The 19,128-nt window shown below is 57.2% G+C and carries 16 protein-coding genes, 1 tRNA gene and 1 riboswitch; of the genes, 14 read left to right on the top strand and 3 right to left on the bottom strand.

Going from position 1 to position 19,128, the window contains the following annotated elements; all coding sequences use genetic code 11:
* Window positions 1-269: 269 nt before the first annotated feature.
* The 13 genes from FJU08_RS18585 (at window position 270) to FJU08_RS18525 (ending at window position 14,897) form a co-directional block, all read left to right on the top strand.
* Window positions 270-821 (top strand): ubiquinol-cytochrome C chaperone family protein, encoded by a 552-nt coding sequence (locus FJU08_RS18585; RefSeq protein ID WP_407943725.1) that lies wholly within the window; start codon window positions 270-272, stop codon window positions 819-821.
* On the top strand, window positions 811-1,389 hold the full coding sequence (locus FJU08_RS18580; protein ID WP_181409921.1) for a YceD family protein: 579 nt from the start codon (window positions 811-813) through the stop codon (window positions 1,387-1,389). The genes FJU08_RS18585 and FJU08_RS18580 overlap by 11 nt, the downstream gene beginning before the upstream one ends.
* A gap of 231 nt (window positions 1,390-1,620) precedes the next feature.
* Complete coding sequence (gene plsX / locus FJU08_RS18575; RefSeq protein ID WP_141150545.1) at window positions 1,621-2,673, top strand: phosphate acyltransferase PlsX; 1,053 nt, start codon at window positions 1,621-1,623, stop codon at window positions 2,671-2,673.
* A gap of 264 nt (window positions 2,674-2,937) precedes the next feature.
* Window positions 2,938-3,906: a beta-ketoacyl-ACP synthase III gene (locus FJU08_RS18570; RefSeq protein ID WP_141150544.1), complete on the top strand. Its 969-nt coding sequence runs from the start codon at window positions 2,938-2,940 to the stop codon at window positions 3,904-3,906.
* Between the two features lie 99 nt (window positions 3,907-4,005).
* The gene (locus FJU08_RS18565) at window positions 4,006-4,338 is read left to right on the top strand and encodes an integration host factor subunit alpha (RefSeq protein WP_141150543.1); all 333 of its coding nucleotides are present in this window, start codon (window positions 4,006-4,008) and stop codon (window positions 4,336-4,338) included.
* 92 nt (window positions 4,339-4,430) lie between these two features.
* Window positions 4,431-4,958: a MerR family transcriptional regulator gene (locus FJU08_RS18560; protein ID WP_141150542.1), complete on the top strand. Its 528-nt coding sequence runs from the start codon at window positions 4,431-4,433 to the stop codon at window positions 4,956-4,958.
* 304 nt (window positions 4,959-5,262) lie between these two features.
* Window positions 5,263-7,809, top strand: a complete 2,547-nt coding sequence (locus tag FJU08_RS18555; RefSeq protein ID WP_141150541.1) for a plasma-membrane proton-efflux P-type ATPase — start codon at window positions 5,263-5,265, stop codon at window positions 7,807-7,809.
* A gap of 68 nt (window positions 7,810-7,877) precedes the next feature.
* The gene (locus FJU08_RS18550) at window positions 7,878-8,711 is read left to right on the top strand and encodes a polyphosphate kinase 2 family protein (protein ID WP_141150540.1); all 834 of its coding nucleotides are present in this window, start codon (window positions 7,878-7,880) and stop codon (window positions 8,709-8,711) included.
* Window positions 8,712-8,784: 73 nt separating this feature from the next.
* Window positions 8,785-9,002, top strand: a riboswitch (cobalamin riboswitch).
* A gap of 114 nt (window positions 9,003-9,116) precedes the next feature.
* A complete protein-coding gene (locus tag FJU08_RS18545) occupies window positions 9,117-11,174 on the top strand; it encodes a ribonucleoside triphosphate reductase (protein ID WP_141150539.1) in 2,058 nt (685 codons plus the stop codon).
* Between the two features lie 14 nt (window positions 11,175-11,188).
* Window positions 11,189-11,371: an anaerobic ribonucleoside-triphosphate reductase gene (gene nrdD / locus FJU08_RS18540; RefSeq protein WP_141150538.1), complete on the top strand. Its 183-nt coding sequence runs from the start codon at window positions 11,189-11,191 to the stop codon at window positions 11,369-11,371.
* Window positions 11,364-12,032, top strand: a complete 669-nt coding sequence (locus FJU08_RS18535) for an anaerobic ribonucleoside-triphosphate reductase activating protein (RefSeq protein ID WP_141150537.1) — start codon at window positions 11,364-11,366, stop codon at window positions 12,030-12,032. The genes nrdD and FJU08_RS18535 overlap by 8 nt, the downstream gene beginning before the upstream one ends.
* 100 nt (window positions 12,033-12,132) lie before the next feature.
* Window positions 12,133-12,209: transfer RNA gene (locus FJU08_RS18530), tRNA-Pro, on the top strand.
* Between the two features lie 867 nt (window positions 12,210-13,076).
* Entirely contained in the window at window positions 13,077-14,897 is a 1,821-nt protein-coding gene (locus tag FJU08_RS18525; RefSeq protein WP_141150536.1) for a DUF3472 domain-containing protein, read from the top strand.
* Between the two features lie 140 nt (window positions 14,898-15,037).
* Here FJU08_RS18525 and FJU08_RS18520 read toward each other — a convergent pair whose 3' ends face one another.
* On the bottom strand, window positions 15,038-15,340 hold the full coding sequence (locus FJU08_RS18520; RefSeq protein ID WP_141150535.1) for a hypothetical protein: 303 nt from the start codon (window positions 15,338-15,340) through the stop codon (window positions 15,038-15,040).
* A 668-nt stretch (window positions 15,341-16,008) separates the two neighbouring features.
* Here FJU08_RS18520 and FJU08_RS18515 point away from each other — a divergent pair.
* Window positions 16,009-17,391 carry a cation:proton antiporter gene (locus FJU08_RS18515; RefSeq protein WP_141150534.1) on the top strand — a complete coding sequence of 461 codons (1,383 nt, stop codon included), beginning with the start codon at window positions 16,009-16,011 and terminating at the stop codon, window positions 17,389-17,391.
* A 59-nt stretch (window positions 17,392-17,450) separates the two neighbouring features.
* On the opposite strand, the gene rpmG is transcribed toward FJU08_RS18515, so the two are convergent.
* Window positions 17,451-17,618 carry a 50S ribosomal protein L33 gene (rpmG, locus tag FJU08_RS18510; protein ID WP_141150533.1) on the bottom strand — a complete coding sequence of 56 codons (168 nt, stop codon included), beginning with the start codon at window positions 17,616-17,618 and terminating at the stop codon, window positions 17,451-17,453.
* Window positions 17,619-17,810: 192 nt separating this feature from the next.
* Complete coding sequence (locus FJU08_RS18505) at window positions 17,811-18,989, bottom strand: MFS transporter (protein ID WP_141150532.1); 1,179 nt, start codon at window positions 18,987-18,989, stop codon at window positions 17,811-17,813.
* Between the last annotated feature and the right edge of the window lie 139 nt (window positions 18,990-19,128).

Genomic DNA, 19,128 nt, shown 5'->3' with positions numbered 1-19,128 from the left:
AACGGCCCGTTGGTCTATTTTCGCGCAGCCCCGCCAGATGACCGCCCCTAGCCGGGATCATCGGCTAAAGCTGTTACATTCGAGGTTGCGAGAATTTCGACCGCAAATTACCATCGAACGAGTTTTGCAAGCGTTCCGGACGCCGTCAATCTAACTTGTCGAGATGACATTGCCGGTGACGAAATGCTTGGGTAAACCAGCTTGCGTCCGGATGCAATGCAAAGCGTGTCGGTTACGGCCTCGTTTGCGGATCAAGAAGAAATATGGCGATGGGTATTTTCAGTTCTAGGCGCAACAACAGGGTCGTTGTCGACCGTCAGTATGGCGTGATTACGGCGACTGCCCGTATGCCCTGCTTCTATGTGGAGTATAACGCGCCGGATACGGTGATGGGCCGTTTCGAGATGCTGTCGGTGGTGATGATCTTGTTTCTGCGGCGTACGGCGAAGTCCGGTGCCGCTGGCAAGGAAATCGCCCAGGCCATTGTCGACGCCTTTTTTATGGATGTCGACTATTCGATTCGCGAGTTGGGGGTCGGCGATCATTCGGTGCCGAAGCGCATGAAAAAGCTGGCCGGAATGTTTTACGGCAGGCTTGAACGCTATGCCCAGGCGCTTGAAGCGCGTGATCTCTCCCAGCTTTCACGCGCGCTGCAGTTCAATTTTTACTCGGAAAAACCCGATCCGCCTGATATGGGCGAGCTGGCGCGCTGGATGCTGGAAAATACCGATCATCTGGCGCGGCTGGACGAAATTGTCGTGGAGACAGGGCTTGTGAGTTTCCTTGTCCCCGAACATCTGGAGGCGGGCCGTGCCCATTGAGAATGCCGAAAGTGCCATTGATGGCTTTACTTCCCCCTTTGCCGCCGCCCGCGCGTCGGGCAAGGTGAAGAACGTCCATATCGAAGCCGATAAAGACGGCCGCGCCGCGCTTGCCGACATTTTCGGCGTGGTCTCGGTTGAAAGCGCTGTTGCCGATCTTGAGGTCACGTTGTGGCGAAAGGAGGGGCTGCGGGTGCGAGGCAGGGTTTCTGCGCGGCTAACTCAGGCCTGTATCGTCACGCTTGAGCCGATGTCTGCTTCGGTTGACGAGGAGGTCGACATGACCTTCCTGCCGGAGGGGTCACGGCAGATCAAGCGGGATTTCAGCGAAGATGGCGCCTTGCTGGTTGATCCTGACGGTCCGGATGCGCCTGAAGTTTTCACCGGCGGTGAGATCGATCTTGCCACCATCGCCATTGAGGCGATTGCGCTGGGCATTGATCCTTATCCGCGCAAAGAAGGGGTCGGGTTCGAGCCGCCTGCCGAGGAGGAGGAAGCCGTTGTCGAACCCGATGATGCAAAGGAATCACCCTTTGCCGCCCTGAAAGACTGGAAACCCAAGCCGTAAAAGGGGCTTGGCGTTGCGCGCGCAAGAGGCTAATGGAAAGCCTTTATGAGCTGTCAGCTGCAACTTTCCTTAGGGACTTGAGAGAATTTCACAAAACTGCCAAATATTTGGTGCCGAAACCAAAGCACTGGCAAATTTGTCGATAAATAGCCGGCTGTGGTTGTTTAACAGGGCAAAAAGGGTAATTTGACCCGGCTTCACCGGAAGCAAGGTAATGGGATTCAAGAACGCGTGATCAAGATTTCGATAGATGTCATGGGCGGCGATGTCGGAGCCAAGGTGGCGATTGGCGGCGCAGCGAAAGCGCTGCAGCGCCATCCTGACATCAGCTATCAGCTTTTTGGCAAGCAGGATGAGATCGAAGCCCTGCTGCAGGCTCATCCCAAGCTGAAAGAACACTCAACCATTCACAACTGTGACGTTGCTGTTGGTATGGATGAAAAGCCCAGCCAGGCATTGCGGCGCGGCCGCAATGTTTCGAGCATGTGGCAGGCCATTCAGGCTGTGCGCGACAATGAGGCCGACGTCGCTGTTTCCGCCGGCAACACCGGAGCGCTGATGGCTATGGCCGTTTTCTGCCTCAAGACATTGCCGGAGATCGACCGACCGGCCATTGCCGGTATCTGGCCCACGACCCGCGGTGAGAGCATTGTGCTCGATATTGGCGCCACGATCGGCGCAGATGCGAAACAGCTGCTCGATTTCGCGCTGATGGGCGGGGCCATGGCGCGTGCGCTGTTCGACATCAAACGTCCGACTGTCGGTCTCATCAATGTCGGCGTTGAAGAGATCAAGGGCGTGGAAGAGGTCAAAAAGGCCGGGCAGCTGTTGCGTGAGGCCGATGTCGAAAACCTTGCCTATGAAGGCTTCGTTGAGGGCAATGATCTCGGCAAGGGAACGGTGGATGTCTTTGTTGTTGAAGGCTTTACCGGAAATATTGCGCTGAAGACAGCTGAAGGCACGGCCCGCCAGATTGCCGATTTTCTTCGCATGGCGATGTCGCGCACATTGATGTCACGCATTGGCTATCTGTTCGCAAGGGCGGCTTTTGCCATGCTGCGTGACAAACTTGATCCGCGCAAGATCAATGGCGGTGTTTTCCTCGGCCTGAACGGGATCGTCATCAAGAGCCATGGCGGAACCGATGCGGAAGGATTTTCCGCAGCCGTCGAAGTGGCCTATGACATGGTGAAGAACGGTTTGACGGCCAAGATCCAGCATGATCTTAGTGAATACCACGCCAAGCATGAGCCGCCGCGTGGGCCCGAAGCCGCACTTGGCTAGTTCGTTTTCTCGACGGTTCTGCTCCAGGGCCGCCGGTTTCCAACACCATATGTCATTAGGGCGATGCGTGCGGACGGTCGATCAGTACGACAAACGATAAGTTTTACGTTTGTAACGAAAAGTGCGTTGTTAAATCTGCCCTGGCAGGGATAAGAGAAGCGCGTTCGACGGACCATTGTTCGGTGGGCGCATTTGTACCATGTAAGACGCAGCCTGCAGGACGCGAACCACGCTTTCCAGATGGTCTGTCGATAGGGAGTAAGAATGATCCGTTCTGTTGTGTGTGGGGTCGGGTCGGCGCTGCCGAAGCGGGTAGTTACCAATGCTGAGCTGGAGATGCTTGTCGATACCTCCGATGCCTGGATTCAGCAGAGAACGGGTATTTGCCAGAGATATATTGCCGGTGCCGATGAAACGACAGCCTCGCTTGGTGAAGCTGCGGCGCGCGCAGCACTCGAAAATGCGGGCCTTACAGCCGACGATCTGGATCTGATTATCGTTGCGACATCGACGCCGGACAACACCTTTCCGGCAACGGCGGTCAATATCCAGAGCCGTCTTGGCATGCATCACGGGTTTGCCTTCGACATGCAGGCGGTCTGTTCCGGCTTCGTCTATGCGGTTACAACGGCTGACAGTTTCATCCGGGCCGGGCGTGCCAAACGTGTTATGGTGATCGGTGCGGAGACCTTTTCGCGTCTTCTGGACTGGACTGACCGCACGACCTGCGTGCTTTTCGGTGATGGTGCCGGTGCGGTGATCTTCGAGGCAGTTGAGGAAGAGGTTGCCGAAGGGCGGGGCATTATCGCCGCCAGCCTGCGCGCTGATGGTTCTCATTGCGAAAAACTCTATGTCGATGGCGGTGTATCCTCGACGGGTACGATTGGTCATCTGCGCATGGAGGGCCGTGAGGTTTTCAAGCATGCCGTCGGTATGATCACGGATGTGATCGAGGCCGCGTTCGCAGAAGCGAAGATCAGCGCTGACGATCTTGACTGGCTGGTCCCGCATCAGGCCAATCGCCGCATCATCGAAGGTTCTGCCAGGAAGCTTGGCATTCCGCTGGAAAAGGTCGTCGTCACGGTCAATCGTCATGCCAACACGTCAGCGGCATCGATTCCCCTGGCGCTTGCGTCGGCAGTTGCGGACGGAAAGATCCGCAAAAATGATCATGTCATGCTGGAAGCCATGGGCGGCGGCTTTACCTGGGGTGCAGTATTGTTGCGTTGGTGAACGGATTGCTGTCTTTGCCGGCAAGCATTGACTTGACCGCGTGCGCAGACGCAAATAGTCTTCGCGGACGGGGAATTTTTCAATCAATAGGATGCGGGAATGCCTGGCAAAACTGTGACGCGTGCGGATCTGGCTGAGTCAGTTTTCCGAAAGGTCGGACTCTCAAGGACGGAGTCGGCTGAACTTGTAGAAATGGTCATTGATGAAATCTGTGACGCAATCGTTCGTGGTGAAACCGTCAAGCTTTCGTCATTTGCGACTTTCCAGGTGCGCGACAAAAACGAACGAATCGGCCGGAATCCCAAAACGGGCGAGGAAGTTCCGATTTCACCGCGGCGTGTCATGACCTTCAAGGCTTCCAACGTTCTCAAGCAGAAAATCCTGAAATCGCATCTCGGTCGAAAGGCCAAGGCTGCGCGCGACGCTTCCTGATATTTTCGCGGGGTTTGCGGCGGGGCAGGCTTGTCATTGGCAGCGAATCTCGTTGAAATAGTGGCATTACATGCTGCATCAGGAGCGCACTCATGGACAAAAGCCCGGAAGCCTTCAGAACCATCTCGGAAGTTGCCGAGGAGCTTGATCTGCCACAGCATGTGCTGCGCTTCTGGGAGACCCGTTTTACCCAGGTCAAGCCGATGAAGCGCGGCGGCGGACGTCGCTATTACCGGCCTGAAGATGTCGAATTGCTGCAGGGGATCCGGCATCTGCTTTACGATCACGGTTACACGATCAAGGGTGTGCAGAAACTGCTGCGCACCAATGGCAACAAATTCGTCACCGCTGTTGGAACAGGGGACGCCGAAGTGCTGCAGGCGCTGGCGGGCACCGCCCAGGACGATGGGCATGGCGGTAACGACCAGACCTCTATGTTCGATGACGAGCAGATCGTCGGGCGGCCGAAGAAATCGGCGGGGCGGCGTTTTTTCGGCAGAAGTGACGATAGCGGCAAACTGTCGCCGGCGAGTGGTCGTGGCAAGGCCGATGACGATCTGTTGCAGGAGGTTCTCTACGACTTGCTTGAATGCAAGCGGCTGCTGGATCAGGTGCGCTGATTGTCATGATCTGCATTTACGCCTGAAACGTCGGGCGGCAACGCGGATGCCGGGCTTCAAGCCCACTGCAACACGGATATCACAATTTTGTCATCGCGCCACGGCACTCTGTGGCGCGATTTTTTGTCGATCCTGCTGCGGTGATAAGACGCTTTGCAGTGCAATATTTGCGGTTGCAAAATGATCCTTTAATGCGCGCCGATGGTGGCATAAGCTTTATGCGGCGCGCCGGGGTTCAGGCTGGCGAGAGACCAACGGGGAAGAGCACGGCAGCCGTGTCAGGGGCTTTTAGCGGAGATTTGCAATGGCAGATGAAGGCAGGGAAAATCTATCCAAGGCGCCACTGGAGCTTGTGCTGTCGGCGCTCAAGGTTGATCCAGACAAAGGATTGAGTGCGGCTGAGGCGCAAGCCAGGCTCGGCCAGTATGGCCCGAATGCGCTGCCCGAAAAGAAGGAAAGCCTGTTCAAGAAGGTTGCGATCCATTTTGTCGGGCCGATCGCCTTCATGATCGAGGCGGCGGCGCTTGTTTCGCTGTTCCTCGGCGATATCGGTGATTTCGTGATCATTTTCGGCCTGCTGATCTTCAATGCCGGGCTTGAATTCTTCCAGGATAGCAAGGCGTCCAATGCACTCACGGCGCTGAAGAATTCGCTGGCGCCGCAGGCGACAGCCTTGCGGGACGGTGAATTTGTTACCATCGACGCCGCGACTTTGGTACCTGGCGACATCGTCAAGATCAGGCTGGGTGGTATCGTCCCGGCCGATATTCGTCTGGTCGGTGGTGACTATGCCTCGATCGACCAGGCCGCGTTGACCGGCGAATCACTGCCGGTGACCAAGCATGTTGGTGATGAAGCCTATTCCGGCAGCGTGGTGAAGCAGGGCGAAATGACCGCTGTGGTGACAGCCACGGGCGCTGAAACCTTTTTCGGTCGAACGGCAAAGCTGGTTGCTGGCGCCGGCTCTGCAAGCCAGGCGCAAAGGGCGATGTTCCAGATCGGCAACTTTTTGATCGTAGTCGCCGTGGTTCTGGCGATGATCATGGTGGCGGTTCAGGTCTATGTTGATATCGTCAAAACGGATAATTGGGGCCTGTCGGATGCGCTGGAGATCCTGCAATTCGTGCTGGTTTTGCTGGTCGCGTCGATCCCGGTCGCCATGCCCGCCGTCTTCTCCATCACCATGGCGCTTGGCGCGCTGGCGCTGTCGAAGGAAAAGGCGATCGTCTCGCGGCTGACCTCCATTGATGAAATGGCCGGTGCAGATATTTTATGCTCGGACAAGACCGGCACGCTGACGAAGAATATTCTCACCCTTGGCGATCCCATCGTCCTGGCGGCGACGGATCCGCAGGCGATCATTCTCGCTGGGGCGCTGGCCTCAAAGGCGGAAGATGCCGATGCGATTGACAGTGCCGTCATCGGTGCGCTGAGCGAAAAGGCGGTGCTGAAGAGCTACAGGATCGACAAGTTCACGCCGTTTGATCCGGTTTCAAAGCGCACGCAGGCCGCCGTCACCGGCCCGGACGGCGCTTCTTTCCTGACGGCCAAGGGTGCGCCGCATGCCATTGTCGAACTCGCCAAGGCGGATGAGTCGGTATCGAAGAAGGTTGATGACGACGTCGCAGCGCTCGGCGCCAAGGGCTATCGTGCACTGGCTGTGGCCCGTTCCGATGATGGCGGCACCAGCTGGTTGCTGCTTGGCATCCTGCCGATGTTCGATCCGCCGCGCGATGATTCAAAGGCGACCATCGAAAATGTTGGCACAAAGGGCGTCACGGTGAAGATGATCACCGGAGACGATACCGCGATTGCCCGTGAAACAGCACGTCAGCTGGGGCTCGGCTCCAACATCCTGACGGCTGCGGATGTCTTTCCGCCGGATATGGATCCGGACCATGTGCCGGGGCCGATCGCGCATCAGATCCTTGCCGCCGATGGCTTTGCCCGGGTTTTTCCCGAGCATAAATATGCCATCGTCAAGACGTTTCAGGAGGCTGGCCATCTCGTGGCCATGACCGGTGACGGTGTCAATGACGCACCGGCGCTGAAGCAGGCCGATTGCGGTATCGCGGTTTCCGGCGCAACGGACGCTGCGCGCGGTGCCGCCGCTTTGATTCTCACCGCGCCGGGCCTGTCCGTGATCCAGAACGCGATTGACGAGGCACGGCGTATCTTCGGCCGCATCACGGCCTATACCGTCTATCGTGTCGCGCTGACGATGGACATCATGTTCCTGGTCGTTCTGTCGACCATCTTCCTTGGTTTTCAGCCGCTGACACCGATCATGATCGTGATCATGTCGCTGCTGGATGATGTGCCGATCATGACGATTGCCTATGACAACACCACGGTCAGCGAGCAGCCGGTGCGCTGGAAGATGCCGCGCCTGCTGACGATTGCCGCCGTGCTTGGCTTTGCCTCGATAGTCGAATCATTCGGTCTGCTGCTGATGGGGATGGAGGTTCTGTCGGAACCTGCCCGCTGGGCCGGGCTCGGGCTGACCAATCAGGCGCATATCCAGTCTATGATGTTCCTGCAGCTCGTTGCGGGCGGACATTTGCTGTTGCTGGTGGCGCGTAAGGAAAACTGGTTCCTCAAGCCGCCTTTCCCGGCCCGTCCGCTGCTGATCGCGATTGTGCTGACACAGGTGGCCGCCGTGCTGATGTGTGGTTTCGGTATTCTGGTGCCTGAGCTGCCCTGGCGTCTGATCGGGCTTGTCTGGTGCTATCTGCTGATCTGGCTCTTCATTCTTGGCTTCATCCGCATGGGGATTGATACCGTGCTGGAGAACCGTTCGGCGCGGCGTGCCATGTCGATTGAGCTTATCAATGCCAGGCTAAACCGCTAGGCTTTGCCAATGAGGCCGGCCGGTCCCCGGCTGGCCTTTGCAGATTTGAGGGCAGAAGGAGGAAGGCCATGGATTTCCGCAAGCATCTGGTGGTCGAGCCGGGCAGCAAGGTTCACTTGAGCAAGCTCGATCCCGGCTATCACGGCGAAATCGAAAGCAAAAAGGCAGGCGAGGCGGAGCTGGAAAAGGTGCTCGGCAGGATCACCCCATTGCAGGAGCAGCTCTATGCCGAGAAGAAACATGCGCTGCTTGTCGTGCTGCAGGGCATTGATGCTGCCGGCAAGGATGGTGTCTGCTGGCATGTGATTACGGCGATGAACCCGCAGGGCACTTATGTTGCGAGTTTCAAACAGCCTACATTGACAGAGCAGCTGCATGACTTTCTCTGGCGTGTGCATGCGAGAACGCCGGCTCTTGGACAGGTGGCCGTGTTCAACCGGTCGCATTACGAAGATGTTCTGGTTGCCCGCGTTCACAATCTCGTACCGGAAAAGGTCTGGTCGAAGCGCTATCACCAGATCAACATGTTCGAGGAATATCTGTCTGAAAATGGCGTCGCAATCGTCAAATTCTTCCTCTACATCTCCAAGGATGAACAGCTGGACCGCTTCGAAAAGCGCCTTGAGGACAAGGAGCGGCAATGGAAGATTTCTGCCTCTGACTATGCCGAGCGTGAACGCTGGGATGCCTATATCGAGGCCTATGAGGCGATGCTGAGCAATTGTTCGACCAAACATGCGCCCTGGTATGTGCTGCCGGCCAATCACAAATGGTTCCGTAATCTGGCTGCTGCGAATATCATTCTTGAGACGCTGGAAGGCATGAATATCACCACGCCGAAGCCGACGGTCGATATTGACGATATCTACCGCAAATATCACCATGCGGTGCGTAATAGCTGATTGCAGCGGCGTTTGATTTTCTTCAAGCAAATTCGCCGCACCCTCAACATCTTGCGTTTGGCGGCTATCTGCTGCCTATATGGGGTGTCGCGGTCATTCGCATCGTAAGGTGCGAAAGCCAAGAGGGAAGCCGGTGACAGCCTTATGAAACGGGGCTGAAGGCCGGCGCTGCCCCCGCAACTGTAAGCGGTGAGATCCATGTCCATCGGTGCCACTGGAGCATTTCCGGGAAGGCAGGGCAGGGGTTTTTGACCCGCAAGCCAGGAGACCTGCCGTGACGTGATATTGTCTGAGGGCGGGGTGATCCCAAGGGCGTGATCCGGGAAAACGGGGTGCATCAGCGCCCCGAAGCGGCTTTGCGTCTTTTTTGATCAGCGCGCTCTCGTTACCGAGAAGAGGCGCTGAATGCCCCAGATTACCAGGCGAGAACTCGCCCCCGAAACCGGCCGGTGTGTTGCGGCCGAACCCAGCCAGGTCATCAAGCGCAATGGCGCCCATATGCCTTTCGATCCGGCCAAGATTGAAAAGGCCATCCTCAGTGCTGCCATTGCGACGGATGCGTTCGGTCCGGGCGAGGCGTCGCGCCTCACGGCCCTTGTCGTTGAAATCCTCAGCCAGGGCGTGACAGTCGCGGAAGCGGTTTCGATCGAGCGGATTCAGGATATTGTCGAACGCGTGCTGGTCGCCGCAGACTATTTCGAGACCGCGCGCGCCTATATCGTCCATCGCGAGCGCCATGCGACGCTGCGTGATGACCGACATGTGGCCGTCGACGTCGTCTCTTCCATTGATGAGTATCTTGACCGCTCTGACTGGCGGGTCAATGCCAATGCCAATCAGGGCTATTCACTCGGCGGTCTGATCCTCAACGTCTCCGGCAAGGTCACAGCCAATTACTGGCTCTCCCATGTCTATGCCCGCGAGATCGGCGCGGCGCACCGTGCCGGTGATCTGCATATTCATGACCTCGATATGTTATCCGGCTATTGCGCCGGCTGGTCGCTGAGGACGCTGCTGACCGAGGGGCTCAATGGCGTGCCGGGCAAGGTCGAGGCGGGGCCGGCAAAGCATTTGTCCAGCGCCGTCGGCCAGATCGTCAATTTTCTCGGCACGCTGCAGAATGAATGGGCCGGCGCGCAGGCCTTTTCGTCTTTTGATACCTATATGGCACCCTTCATCCGCAAAGACGGGCTCAGCTATGACGATGTGCGGCAGTCGATCCAGGAGTTGATCTATAATCTCAACGTACCGTCGCGCTGGGGAACGCAGACGCCCTTCACCAATCTCACCTTCGATTGGGTCTGCCCGGATGACCTGAGAGATCAGCACCCGATCATTGGCGGTGTGGAGATGGATTTCGCCTATGGCGATCTCCAGACCGAAATGGACATGATCAATCGCGCTTATATGGAAGTAATGACGACCGGCGATGACAAGGGCAGGGTGTTCACCTTCCCGATCCCGACCTACAACATCACGCCGGATTTCCCCTGGGAGAGCGAGAATGCCACCCGGCTTTTCGAGATGACGGCCAAATACGGGCTGCCCTATTTCCAGAATTTCCTCAATTCCGAGCTTTCGCCTAACATGGTGCGCTCCATGTGCTGCCGTCTGCAGCTGGATCTGAGCGAGCTTTTGAAGCGCGGCAATGGTCTGTTCGGCTCGGCGGAACAGACGGGATCGCTCGGCGTTGTCACTCTCAATTGCGCAAGGCTCGGCTATCTTGCGAAAGGGGACGAGGCAGCGCTTCTCAGCCGGCTTGATCGGCTGCTCGGCCTTGCCCGCGATAGTCTCGAGGTCAAGCGCAAGGTGATCCAGCGGCTGATTGATGAGGGGCTGTTTCCCTATACGAAGCGCTATCTCGGACGGTTGAAGAATCATTTCTCCACCATCGGAGTCAATGGCATCAATGAGATGGTGCGGAATTTCTCCGGCGATCGCGACGATATCACCACTGAAGAGGGCAGGGCGCTGGCGCTTAGGCTTCTCGATCATGTCCGCGCCCGGATTGTAAGTTTCCAGGAAGAAACCGGCCATCTTTACAATCTCGAGGCAACGCCGGCGGAAGGAACTGCCTATCGCTTTGCCCGCGAAGACAGGAAGCGCTTCGCAGATATTTTGCAGGCCGGCACGGAAGAGCAGCCCTATTACACCAATTCCAGCCAGTTGCCGGTCGGCTTCACCGATGACCCCTTCGAGGCGCTGTCGCTACAGGAAGAGCTGCAGAAGAAATATACCGGCGGCACGGTGCTGCATCTTTATATGGGCAGCCGCATGTCTTCCGGAGAGGCCTGCAAGAAGCTGGTGCGCCGCGCGCTGGAAAATTTCCGGCTTCCCTATATCACCGTCACCCCGACTTTCTCCATCTGCCCGACCCACGGCTATCTCGCAGGCGAACATGCGTTCTGCCCGAAATGCGATGCCGAACGGCTGGAGAAGAAGCGCCGGGCCATTGCCTGCTAAGAAGGACCAACGACATGGACATGCAGAATATTGCTATGAAACAGGATGAGATTGCGCTTGACGACAGTGAGCGCCAGCCCTGCGAAATCTGGACACGGGTGATGGGCTATCACCGCCCGGTCTCCTCTTTCAATATCGGCAAGAAGGGCGAATTCAACGAACGCCGCAATTTTGTCGAGCCCGGTGCCGATGACTGATGGCCGGTCTGCCGCCGATCTTCGGATCGGCGGCTTCGAACGCATTTCCTTCTGTGACTGGCCGGGGCAGATCGCCGCCACTGTCTTTCTTCAGGGTTGCCCGTGGCGCTGCCCCTATTGCCATAATCCGGGGCTTTTGCCGGCCGGGCGGGCGGGGGCGCTGGAATGGCGCGATATTCTGGCCTTCCTTGAAACCCGGCGTGGCCTGCTGGATGGCGTCGTCTTTTCCGGCGGCGAGCCCACCGCGCAGGCGGGGCTTGATGTGGCCATTCAAGATGTCCGGCTGCTCGGTTTTCGCATCGGGCTGCACACGGCAGGGCCCTATCCCGACCGGCTGAAACGTCTATTGCCGCTGGTTGACTGGGTTGGTCTGGATATCAAGGCACCATTTGGGAATTATGAGGCGATCACGCAGGTGCCGCGAAGCGGCGAGAAGGCGCATTCAAGCCTGATGGCACTGCTGGCGAGCGGGGTCGATTACGAGCTGCGCACCACTGTGCATTCGGGGCTTCTCGATACGGCGCAAACGGCGCGGATCGCTGAAGAGCTTGCTGCGCTGGGGGCTCAGCCCACCCGGATACAGCCCTATCGCGAAACCGGCGTTGACAAGGCAGTCATGGCGTCGGCTCTTTTGGAGCCCGGCCTGCACCGTGTAACGTAGATGGGAAGGTGGGATTTTTCCGATTTTGTCTGGGAAACGGAAATTGCCTCTTGCAGGCGGGGACATGAAAAGCTAAAGGGGACGGGCCGTTACGGCAGGTCGGGGTGTAGCGCAGCCCGGTAGCGCACTTGACTGGGGGTCAAGGGGTCGTGGGTTCGAATCCCGCCACCCCGACCATTCTTCTCTTGATTACCCCAGCTCTCAATCATTTTATATTGGCGTTTGCCGAGCCCGTTTCGTGTCAAAATGCCGGGGCTGTGGGTTGGGCCGCTCAGCCTTGCACTGCCCTGTGCGTTCCAGGGCGGGCTTCGTTCGGTCTTTGTGAAATTGCCAACGGTCCGGCATGCGATAAATTGCGACTGTCGGAAATATCGGCCGGTCAAAATGGTTACGCCCATACTGCTTTTTCAACGCATCAGGTGAGCGAAACATGATGCCCTGTTTGATGCGCGATCTGTCAGCCGCCATGGAAAATGCGACTGGGAGGAACAGACCTCCCATATTGTTCCGTGCTTGTGCTGGAAGCACCTTCGCGCGTCGCTTCGTCAATAGGCCTGATAGGCAGATTCTCATCATCGTTTGGTCAGTAAATGCAATCATAAGATGATTACGCGCTGTGCTTTCCAAATATCACTGTCCCGATCTCGTGGCGGCTATTGCCGAGGCTTGTGATCTTCTGCGAAAGCGGGATGCTACGGTCGTGCTACAGAGGTGATACTGTCGGCCCGTCTCGTTTTTGTACTAAAAAATGTTTTTAAAGCAAATAGATAGATTCGTGAACGAAAGTCGATAGACACAAAAACAACACAATGTGGCGGCAGTTTTGCGGGGCTGCATCCTGTTCATTGAGAGACGAACCGTCGATATCATGTGGCGATCGGAATGATCGTCGTGGCATTTCTTTGCTTTGAGAGGAGAAAAGCAACGATGTCGACTTCTTTGTATATACAATCAATAAGGGTGTCCGCGCGAGCTGGCAGGCATCGCTTTTTCGCTGGCAGATGCAATAAGATCTGCGCGGCCGCGCTGCTGGGCGGAATTTTGATGCCAATGCCGGTTCTGGCCGGGGAGGATTGCGCATCGGCCCGTGTCGCCTTTGAGGCGCCGTCACAGCTTTTTGCCCTGCAGGGATCGCTGTTTTCAGATCGGCTGTATGTTCAGGGAGATGAAACGTGGACGCCGACGGAGATTGTCGCCAAGGCGACCCTGCCTTCCGGTCAGCCTGCAACGGATTGCCATCTGCATGTCTATCCGCGTAGTGAGGGAGACGGGCGCTTCTTCTATTCGGATGGTGAGGAGACAGACGAGAATGGCGTTGTGCGCGGCTACTGGTTTGCCGAAACAAATCCTTCTGCCGAGCTGGTTGCGGAGAATGTCGCGACACCTTCGCTTCACGACACGCTCAAGGGGGCCGTTCCTGCGACGCCCTTTGCCAATGCAGGCGGCCATGTGCGCTATATCTACTACAAGACTGATGGCCCGCATAACTGGAGCACGTTTTCGCTCGATGTGACGCCGGTGACCTCCGGTCACTATATGTATTACGCTGCCATGTTTTGGACATCGGGCTATCTCGGGCTGCAGCAGACCCGCGAAACATTCGATGCGCCGCATTCGCGCAAGCTGATCATGACGCTTTGGGACAATGGTTACGGCCTGCCTGAAGTGGTCAGGGATCCCTATGGTATCTGCGGTGAAGCGCATCAGGGGACAGCGGAAGGCGACAATCTTCGCTGTTTTTCCGACTATGACTTCTATCTCGGCGATACCTATACCTTCACCGTCAAGGCAGAGCATGTCGTGCCCGATGCGCTTGACTATACGCTGCATATTTCCGGCAGGAATGGCAGCGGCTTTCCCGAGGATTTTGATGTCCTTACGCTCCGGGTGCCCAATCGCTCCGACTATTATCCGCCGATGCCCGCCTCATTTCTGGAGGATTATGAGGCGGGCTATGATTCCTGTGCTGATGTGCAGCAGACCCTGATCATCTATTCGAATATCTGGTACACGCCAGCCATGGGCAGCGGGCGCCACCCCATCTCAGACGTCTTCTTTGACAGAGGCTATGACGCCAAGGCTGGCGGGCCGGATATGTGCTTCAACTACGACTATGGGGATACCGATATATTGCCTGTCGACAGCGGATTTGGCGGATCACAGGCCAAGGTCGATGGCTTCTATATGAGCACAGGCGGTATGGATCTCGTTGGCTCACCACAGGTTGGCAATTATTGGGACTATGCGGGAGCCGACTGGAAGCTGGACAATCCCTATCTGGCGCTGACGACCTATGATCAGCTACAGCCGCTGCAGTCGCCCGACTATCTCACCGAACTCTTCGTCGATCATCCAAAGATTTCGGTAACCACCTATGATGGAGGGTGGCTCAATACGCTGATCCTGCCGGACCATGTTGCAGAAGGCAGCAAGTTCTTACTCAATGTCGGTTCGACACTTGCCGTCAATCTTCAGTTCAACGGTCAGACAGAAAACATAACAACCGGGAATACCGCCGAACTGGTTTACAGCGACAATCGCTGGATGGTGCAGCGTATCGGGGCGCAGCAGGACTATTATGTCTTGCCTGAAGGCTCGCTCGAAAAACTCGACCGGTCTGGCGACTATCTGTATGAGCAGTTCCAAAACCATCAGTGGATTGAGGCCGATACGGCAGACGGTAACTGGGTCGGGGCAATCGTACTGCCCGCAGGCGTGGAAGAGCAGTCCCGCTTTAAGCTGGTGGTGAACTCAACCTGGGCTGTTGACCTGCAATTCGGCGGCAAGACTCAAAATGTGAAGCATGGAGAGACGGCCGAGCTGGCCTATATTGATGGCCAATGGCAATTGCAAAGCCTGCAGTGACGGAACCGAGCGGTTCTGGATGTGCTATTCGGCCAATCAACGGGAAAGGGCAGGGCGTAAAGCCCTGCTCCCTTCCAGGACGAAGGATTGCGCAGCTATGCGCGTGCCTGAACGTGCCGATTCTGTCTGCTTCTTGCCGGTTATCTGTATTTCTTGGCAAATCGGGAAGCCGCCTCGCTGAACCTTTCACGCGGGCTTGGCCGACGGCGGAAGATGCGGCGCTTCGGCGTATGGGCCTGTTCACAAACCCGGCCAGACAAAAAGCCGACGCCGAAGGCGACCAGGCCGACAAGGGCCAGAGCGGATCCACTGGCTGCGGGGTGTTTACGGGCGGTCAGAGCCAGCGCATTGACTTCATCACGCACCACATCCTGCACGCTTTGCGGCCGCGAGGGGCGCAAACGTTCCAGAAGATCGGATGGCGTGGAAACTTTCTCGAACATGACAAACTCCTTTTCTCACACAAGCCTCACCATCGAACTGGCCCTGGCCTTTCAAAAAGCTGCGGGCAAGGACATTTTGCATCACCATGCGGCGGCGAAACAATCATGTCACATCCATCAGATAGGTACTGCTCACTAAAAGAAAAAGCGTTTGGCCACCCGAAGGTTCCAATTTGTCCCGCCGGAAAACCGGCGGGCTGAAAAGCCGCGAAACAAATGCGACTTTAGATGAACAGCATGATAGCTACAAAGGCGAATGCTGCGCAGACGACAATCGCCTGCAGAGACCGTGAAATGCTCATCCCGGTTTCCTCCTGTTTTCAGCAAAGATATGATGGTTTCAGCCGTTACGGAAGCAAAAACATTGCTGCATCGCGGCAAAATCTTTGCGCTTCATGCTCAATATCACGCGGCCGGGGCGATGTTTATTCTCCGCAGCTTCGAGCCTAAATCGGTTTGTTTTCATACCTTTGTCTAAGGAAGTTCATACGTCGCCGGGATGTTCTTTTGCTGTGCGACTGCGGTATTTTGTCTTATCGGAGCGGAACGATTTTTCAACGCTTTCGCTTCAAACTCGAGAAGCACGATTCAGGACGGGCTGTTTCAAACGGCCCTAAGGGGTATTCGGGAGATCGCCCAACGTCACCGCATCACGAAGGAGAACCGGATTGGAAAGCGTTGTCGCCGAAACGGCTGAAGTCGCCAGCCATGGTGCAAGCTTCGTTGCCGTGGCGCTTGTCATTGCGGTTGCCGCCATTGCCGGTATCGCCTTTCTGTGGCTGCGCCAGCCGCCGCTTGTCGGCTTCATTCTTGCCGGTGTACTGCTGGGGCCAACCGGTTTCAAGTTGATCGAAAACAGTGAAAGTGTTGCCTTTCTTGGCGAGATGGGCGTGGTCATGCTGCTGTTTTTCATCGGTATGGAGCTATCGATTCGCGCCTTTGTCATGTCGCTCAGGCAGGCGCTGCTGGTTGTTTGCGGTCAGCTTGTCTGCGCCATGGCACTGGCGGCCATTATCGGCGTGCTCGTTCATGCCTCGCCGCGTGAAATGATCATTCTCGGCTTTGTTATCGCCATGTCCTCCACGGTTGTGGCGATGAAGATGCTGGATGAAATGGGGGTGCTGCGCGGTGATGCGGGGCGTATCGCTGTTGGTGTGCTGATTGCCCAGGATATCGCCGTCGTGCCGATGCTGATTTTCGAATCAAGCTTCGGCGGTGCTGGCTTTGACGCTACGAGCACGGTGCTGAAGGTGCTGGTTGCCGTCGGGCTGATGGCCGGCCTGCTCTGGTATTTTGGCCGTTACGGCAAGCTCAAAGTGCCTTTTGCCGACAGGCTGGAAGATAAGGTCGAGCTGCTGGCGCTCGGTGCGCTGGCCTTGTGCTTCGGCGCTGCGGCGCTGACTGGTATTGCCGGTCTCTCTCCGGCCTATGGCGCCTTTCTGGCAGGTATCTGTGTTGGCAATTCCACGCTGCGCAGCCGCATCATCCCCGTTATCGAGCCGATCCAGAGCGTGCTTCTGGTAATCTTCTTCCTGTCGATCGGCCTTTTGATCGACCTCGGCTATATCTGGGACAAGCTCTTTACCGTGCTGTTTGCCGCCATCGCCATTGTCGCGGCCAAATCGGTGCTAAATGTCATGCTGCTGCGCTGGACTGGCTCGTCGCCTCAGACGGCTCTGGTGGCCGGTCTTTCCATGGCGCAGGTGGGCGAGTTTTCCTTTGTACTGGCTGCCGCCGGTCTTGCCGCCGGGGCGATGGGGGAGGATCTCTATCGCCTTGTCATCGCCATTACGGCGATCAGCTTGCTGGTATCTCCGCTCTGGGTGTCCGTGATGCGGCGTCTGCAATCCATGGCGCAGGAGGGGCTGGAGAGCTATCGCAAGGCGCTTGCCATCGCCTATGCCGATGAGTTGCAGGAGGTCGGTCGCGGGCGGGCGGAGATCGCCCTGCGGGTTGCCGCGATCAGAGCACGGGTCATCGCATTCCGCATGGCGCATCGTGAGCGGCGGGCGGCAAAGCAGGCCAAGTCGCGCGAGAAGGGTAAGCAATAGGGCATAAAAAAACGCGCGGCCGGAGCTGCGCGTTTTTGAAAAATCCCGAAGACCGAAGATTACTTGATCTTGGTTTCCTTGAATTCAACGTGCTTGCGCGCGACCGGATCATATTTGGTCTTGACCATCTTTTCCGTCATCGTGCGGCTGTTTTTCTTTGCTACATAGAAAAAGCCGGTGTCAGCCGTGGACAGCAGCTTGATCTTGATCGTGGTTGCCTTTGCCATTTTCGTTCCGCCTTAAGAGCAGTCCGCCTTCTCATCGAAATGCGGAACCGGTATGCCCGGACTTTGCTTAAAAACTCAAAAAAGCGCCCAGCTTCGATACGAAGGGCTGAACGCTTCGCTAGGATCGCCCATGACCGGCTTATTCCGGTCCTGGCGAAGTCTGGCGGGACACTACGAATCCTGACGCAAAAGTCAAGACTGACGACGGCGAAAAACAAGGCGAACCACTGCAAGCAGCAGGTAAAGGCCAAAGAAAATCGCGATTGCCCCGGCAAAACCGTCCTTGCCGGCCACATCCATGGCGCTGCCAATGGCCTGCGGGCCGATCACCGTGCCGATGGCATAGCAGAAGATGAAGGCTGCATTGGCGGCGGCAAGATTGGCTCCGGAAAACCGTGTGCCCATATGGCTGAGACCGACCGTATAGAGCCCGGCAATGGAGCCGCCGAAGAAAAGCAGCACGATCGCTGTGAGCATGAAGCTGTGCACGATCAGCGGCAAGGAGAGCGCTCCGACAAAGCCGATGATAGCCAGCGCCAGCAGCATCTGGCGTCGATCCTTCAGGTGGTCGGTGATCATGCCGATCGGGATCTGGAAGATCAGGTTTCCGACCCCCATCAGCGTCAGAAGCAGGGCAGCATGCTGCTCGGAAAAGGCCGAGCGAGTCGCAAAAATCGGAAACAGTGACAGGCCGCCCGCTTCGACGGCCCCGAAAATAAAGACGGCGGCGGTGGCGGAGGGAACGGCGAAGATATAGCGGAAGAAGTGCAGATCCGGTGCCGTGTCGATGCTCGGGCCGTCATTGCGGGCGATGATGACAGGAATGGCGGCCGCCAGAATGATAGTGGCGCCGATGGCGAAGGGCAGAAGCCCGGCGCTGCCGGTTGCCGAAAAGATCAGCGGCCCTGCGGCAAAGCCGAGCGACATCACCGTTGCGTAACAGCCGAGAACGAGGCCGCGTCTATGCGGCGGAGCGGCGGCGTTGATCCAGAATTCCGACAGGATGAACAGGGTGGAGATCGCGCCATGAAAGGTGAAGCGGAGCGGGAACCACATCCAGAAATGCGGCGCGTAATAAAAGCCGAGGGCGGAAAGCGCAGCGATGATGATGGCGCCGACCATGGTAGGCGCCGCGCCGAATCGGTGTGCCAGCCGCGTCGTCAGAGGTGCCGCCATCATCGAGGCGATGCCGGCCATGGCGGAGTTGAAGCCGATCATCGAGGAGGAGATACCGCGCTTTTCGAGAATCACGCTCAGCAGCGGGAGGCCAAGCCCCATCGCCATTCCGACGGCGGTAACGGCGGCGATGGCGGCAACCAGAGAACGCCAGCGAATGACCGTCGGGGCGGCCTCGGACGAAGACTGCGGCATGTAGTATCATTTCCTCAAGAGGGCCGGACCCCGGCCGAAACAGAGCATGTGCATCATGTCTGCGTTTGCAAATGCCACAACGAACTGTCCTTCGCTGCGGTGAAACGCGTTTTCGATGCGCAGATCTCATAGACCAACT

It is taken from the genome of Martelella alba (genome assembly GCF_006516955.1).
Classification (GTDB): domain Bacteria; phylum Pseudomonadota; class Alphaproteobacteria; order Rhizobiales; family Rhizobiaceae; genus Martelella; species Martelella alba.
The sequence above is the reverse complement of the archived record's forward strand: the minus strand, read 5'-3'. Positions and strand labels throughout refer to the sequence as shown.

Excerpts from the sequence above, each read along its gene's own strand:
- FJU08_RS18585 (WP_407943725.1), top strand. The coding sequence starts at position 270 with ATGGGTATTTTCAGTTCTAGGCGCAACAACAGGGTCGTTGTCGACCGT.
- FJU08_RS18570 (WP_141150544.1), top strand. The coding sequence starts at position 2,938 with ATGATCCGTTCTGTTGTGTGTGGGGTCGGGTCGGCGCTGCCGAAGCGG.
- FJU08_RS18565 (WP_141150543.1), top strand. The coding sequence starts at position 4,006 with ATGCCTGGCAAAACTGTGACGCGTGCGGATCTGGCTGAGTCAGTTTTC.
- FJU08_RS18560 (WP_141150542.1), top strand. The coding sequence starts at position 4,431 with ATGGACAAAAGCCCGGAAGCCTTCAGAACCATCTCGGAAGTTGCCGAG.
- FJU08_RS18555 (WP_141150541.1), top strand. The coding sequence starts at position 5,263 with ATGGCAGATGAAGGCAGGGAAAATCTATCCAAGGCGCCACTGGAGCTT.
- FJU08_RS18550 (WP_141150540.1), top strand. The coding sequence starts at position 7,878 with ATGGATTTCCGCAAGCATCTGGTGGTCGAGCCGGGCAGCAAGGTTCAC.
- FJU08_RS18545 (WP_141150539.1), top strand. The coding sequence starts at position 9,117 with ATGCCCCAGATTACCAGGCGAGAACTCGCCCCCGAAACCGGCCGGTGT.
- nrdD (WP_141150538.1), top strand. The coding sequence starts at position 11,189 with ATGGACATGCAGAATATTGCTATGAAACAGGATGAGATTGCGCTTGAC.
- FJU08_RS18535 (WP_141150537.1), top strand. The coding sequence starts at position 11,364 with ATGACTGATGGCCGGTCTGCCGCCGATCTTCGGATCGGCGGCTTCGAA.
- FJU08_RS18525 (WP_141150536.1), top strand. The coding sequence starts at position 13,077 with ATGCCAATGCCGGTTCTGGCCGGGGAGGATTGCGCATCGGCCCGTGTC.
- FJU08_RS18520 (WP_141150535.1), bottom strand. The coding sequence starts at position 15,340 with ATGTTCGAGAAAGTTTCCACGCCATCCGATCTTCTGGAACGTTTGCGC.
- rpmG (WP_141150533.1), bottom strand. The coding sequence starts at position 17,618 with ATGGCAAAGGCAACCACGATCAAGATCAAGCTGCTGTCCACGGCTGAC.
- FJU08_RS18505 (WP_141150532.1), bottom strand. The coding sequence starts at position 18,989 with ATGCCGCAGTCTTCGTCCGAGGCCGCCCCGACGGTCATTCGCTGGCGT.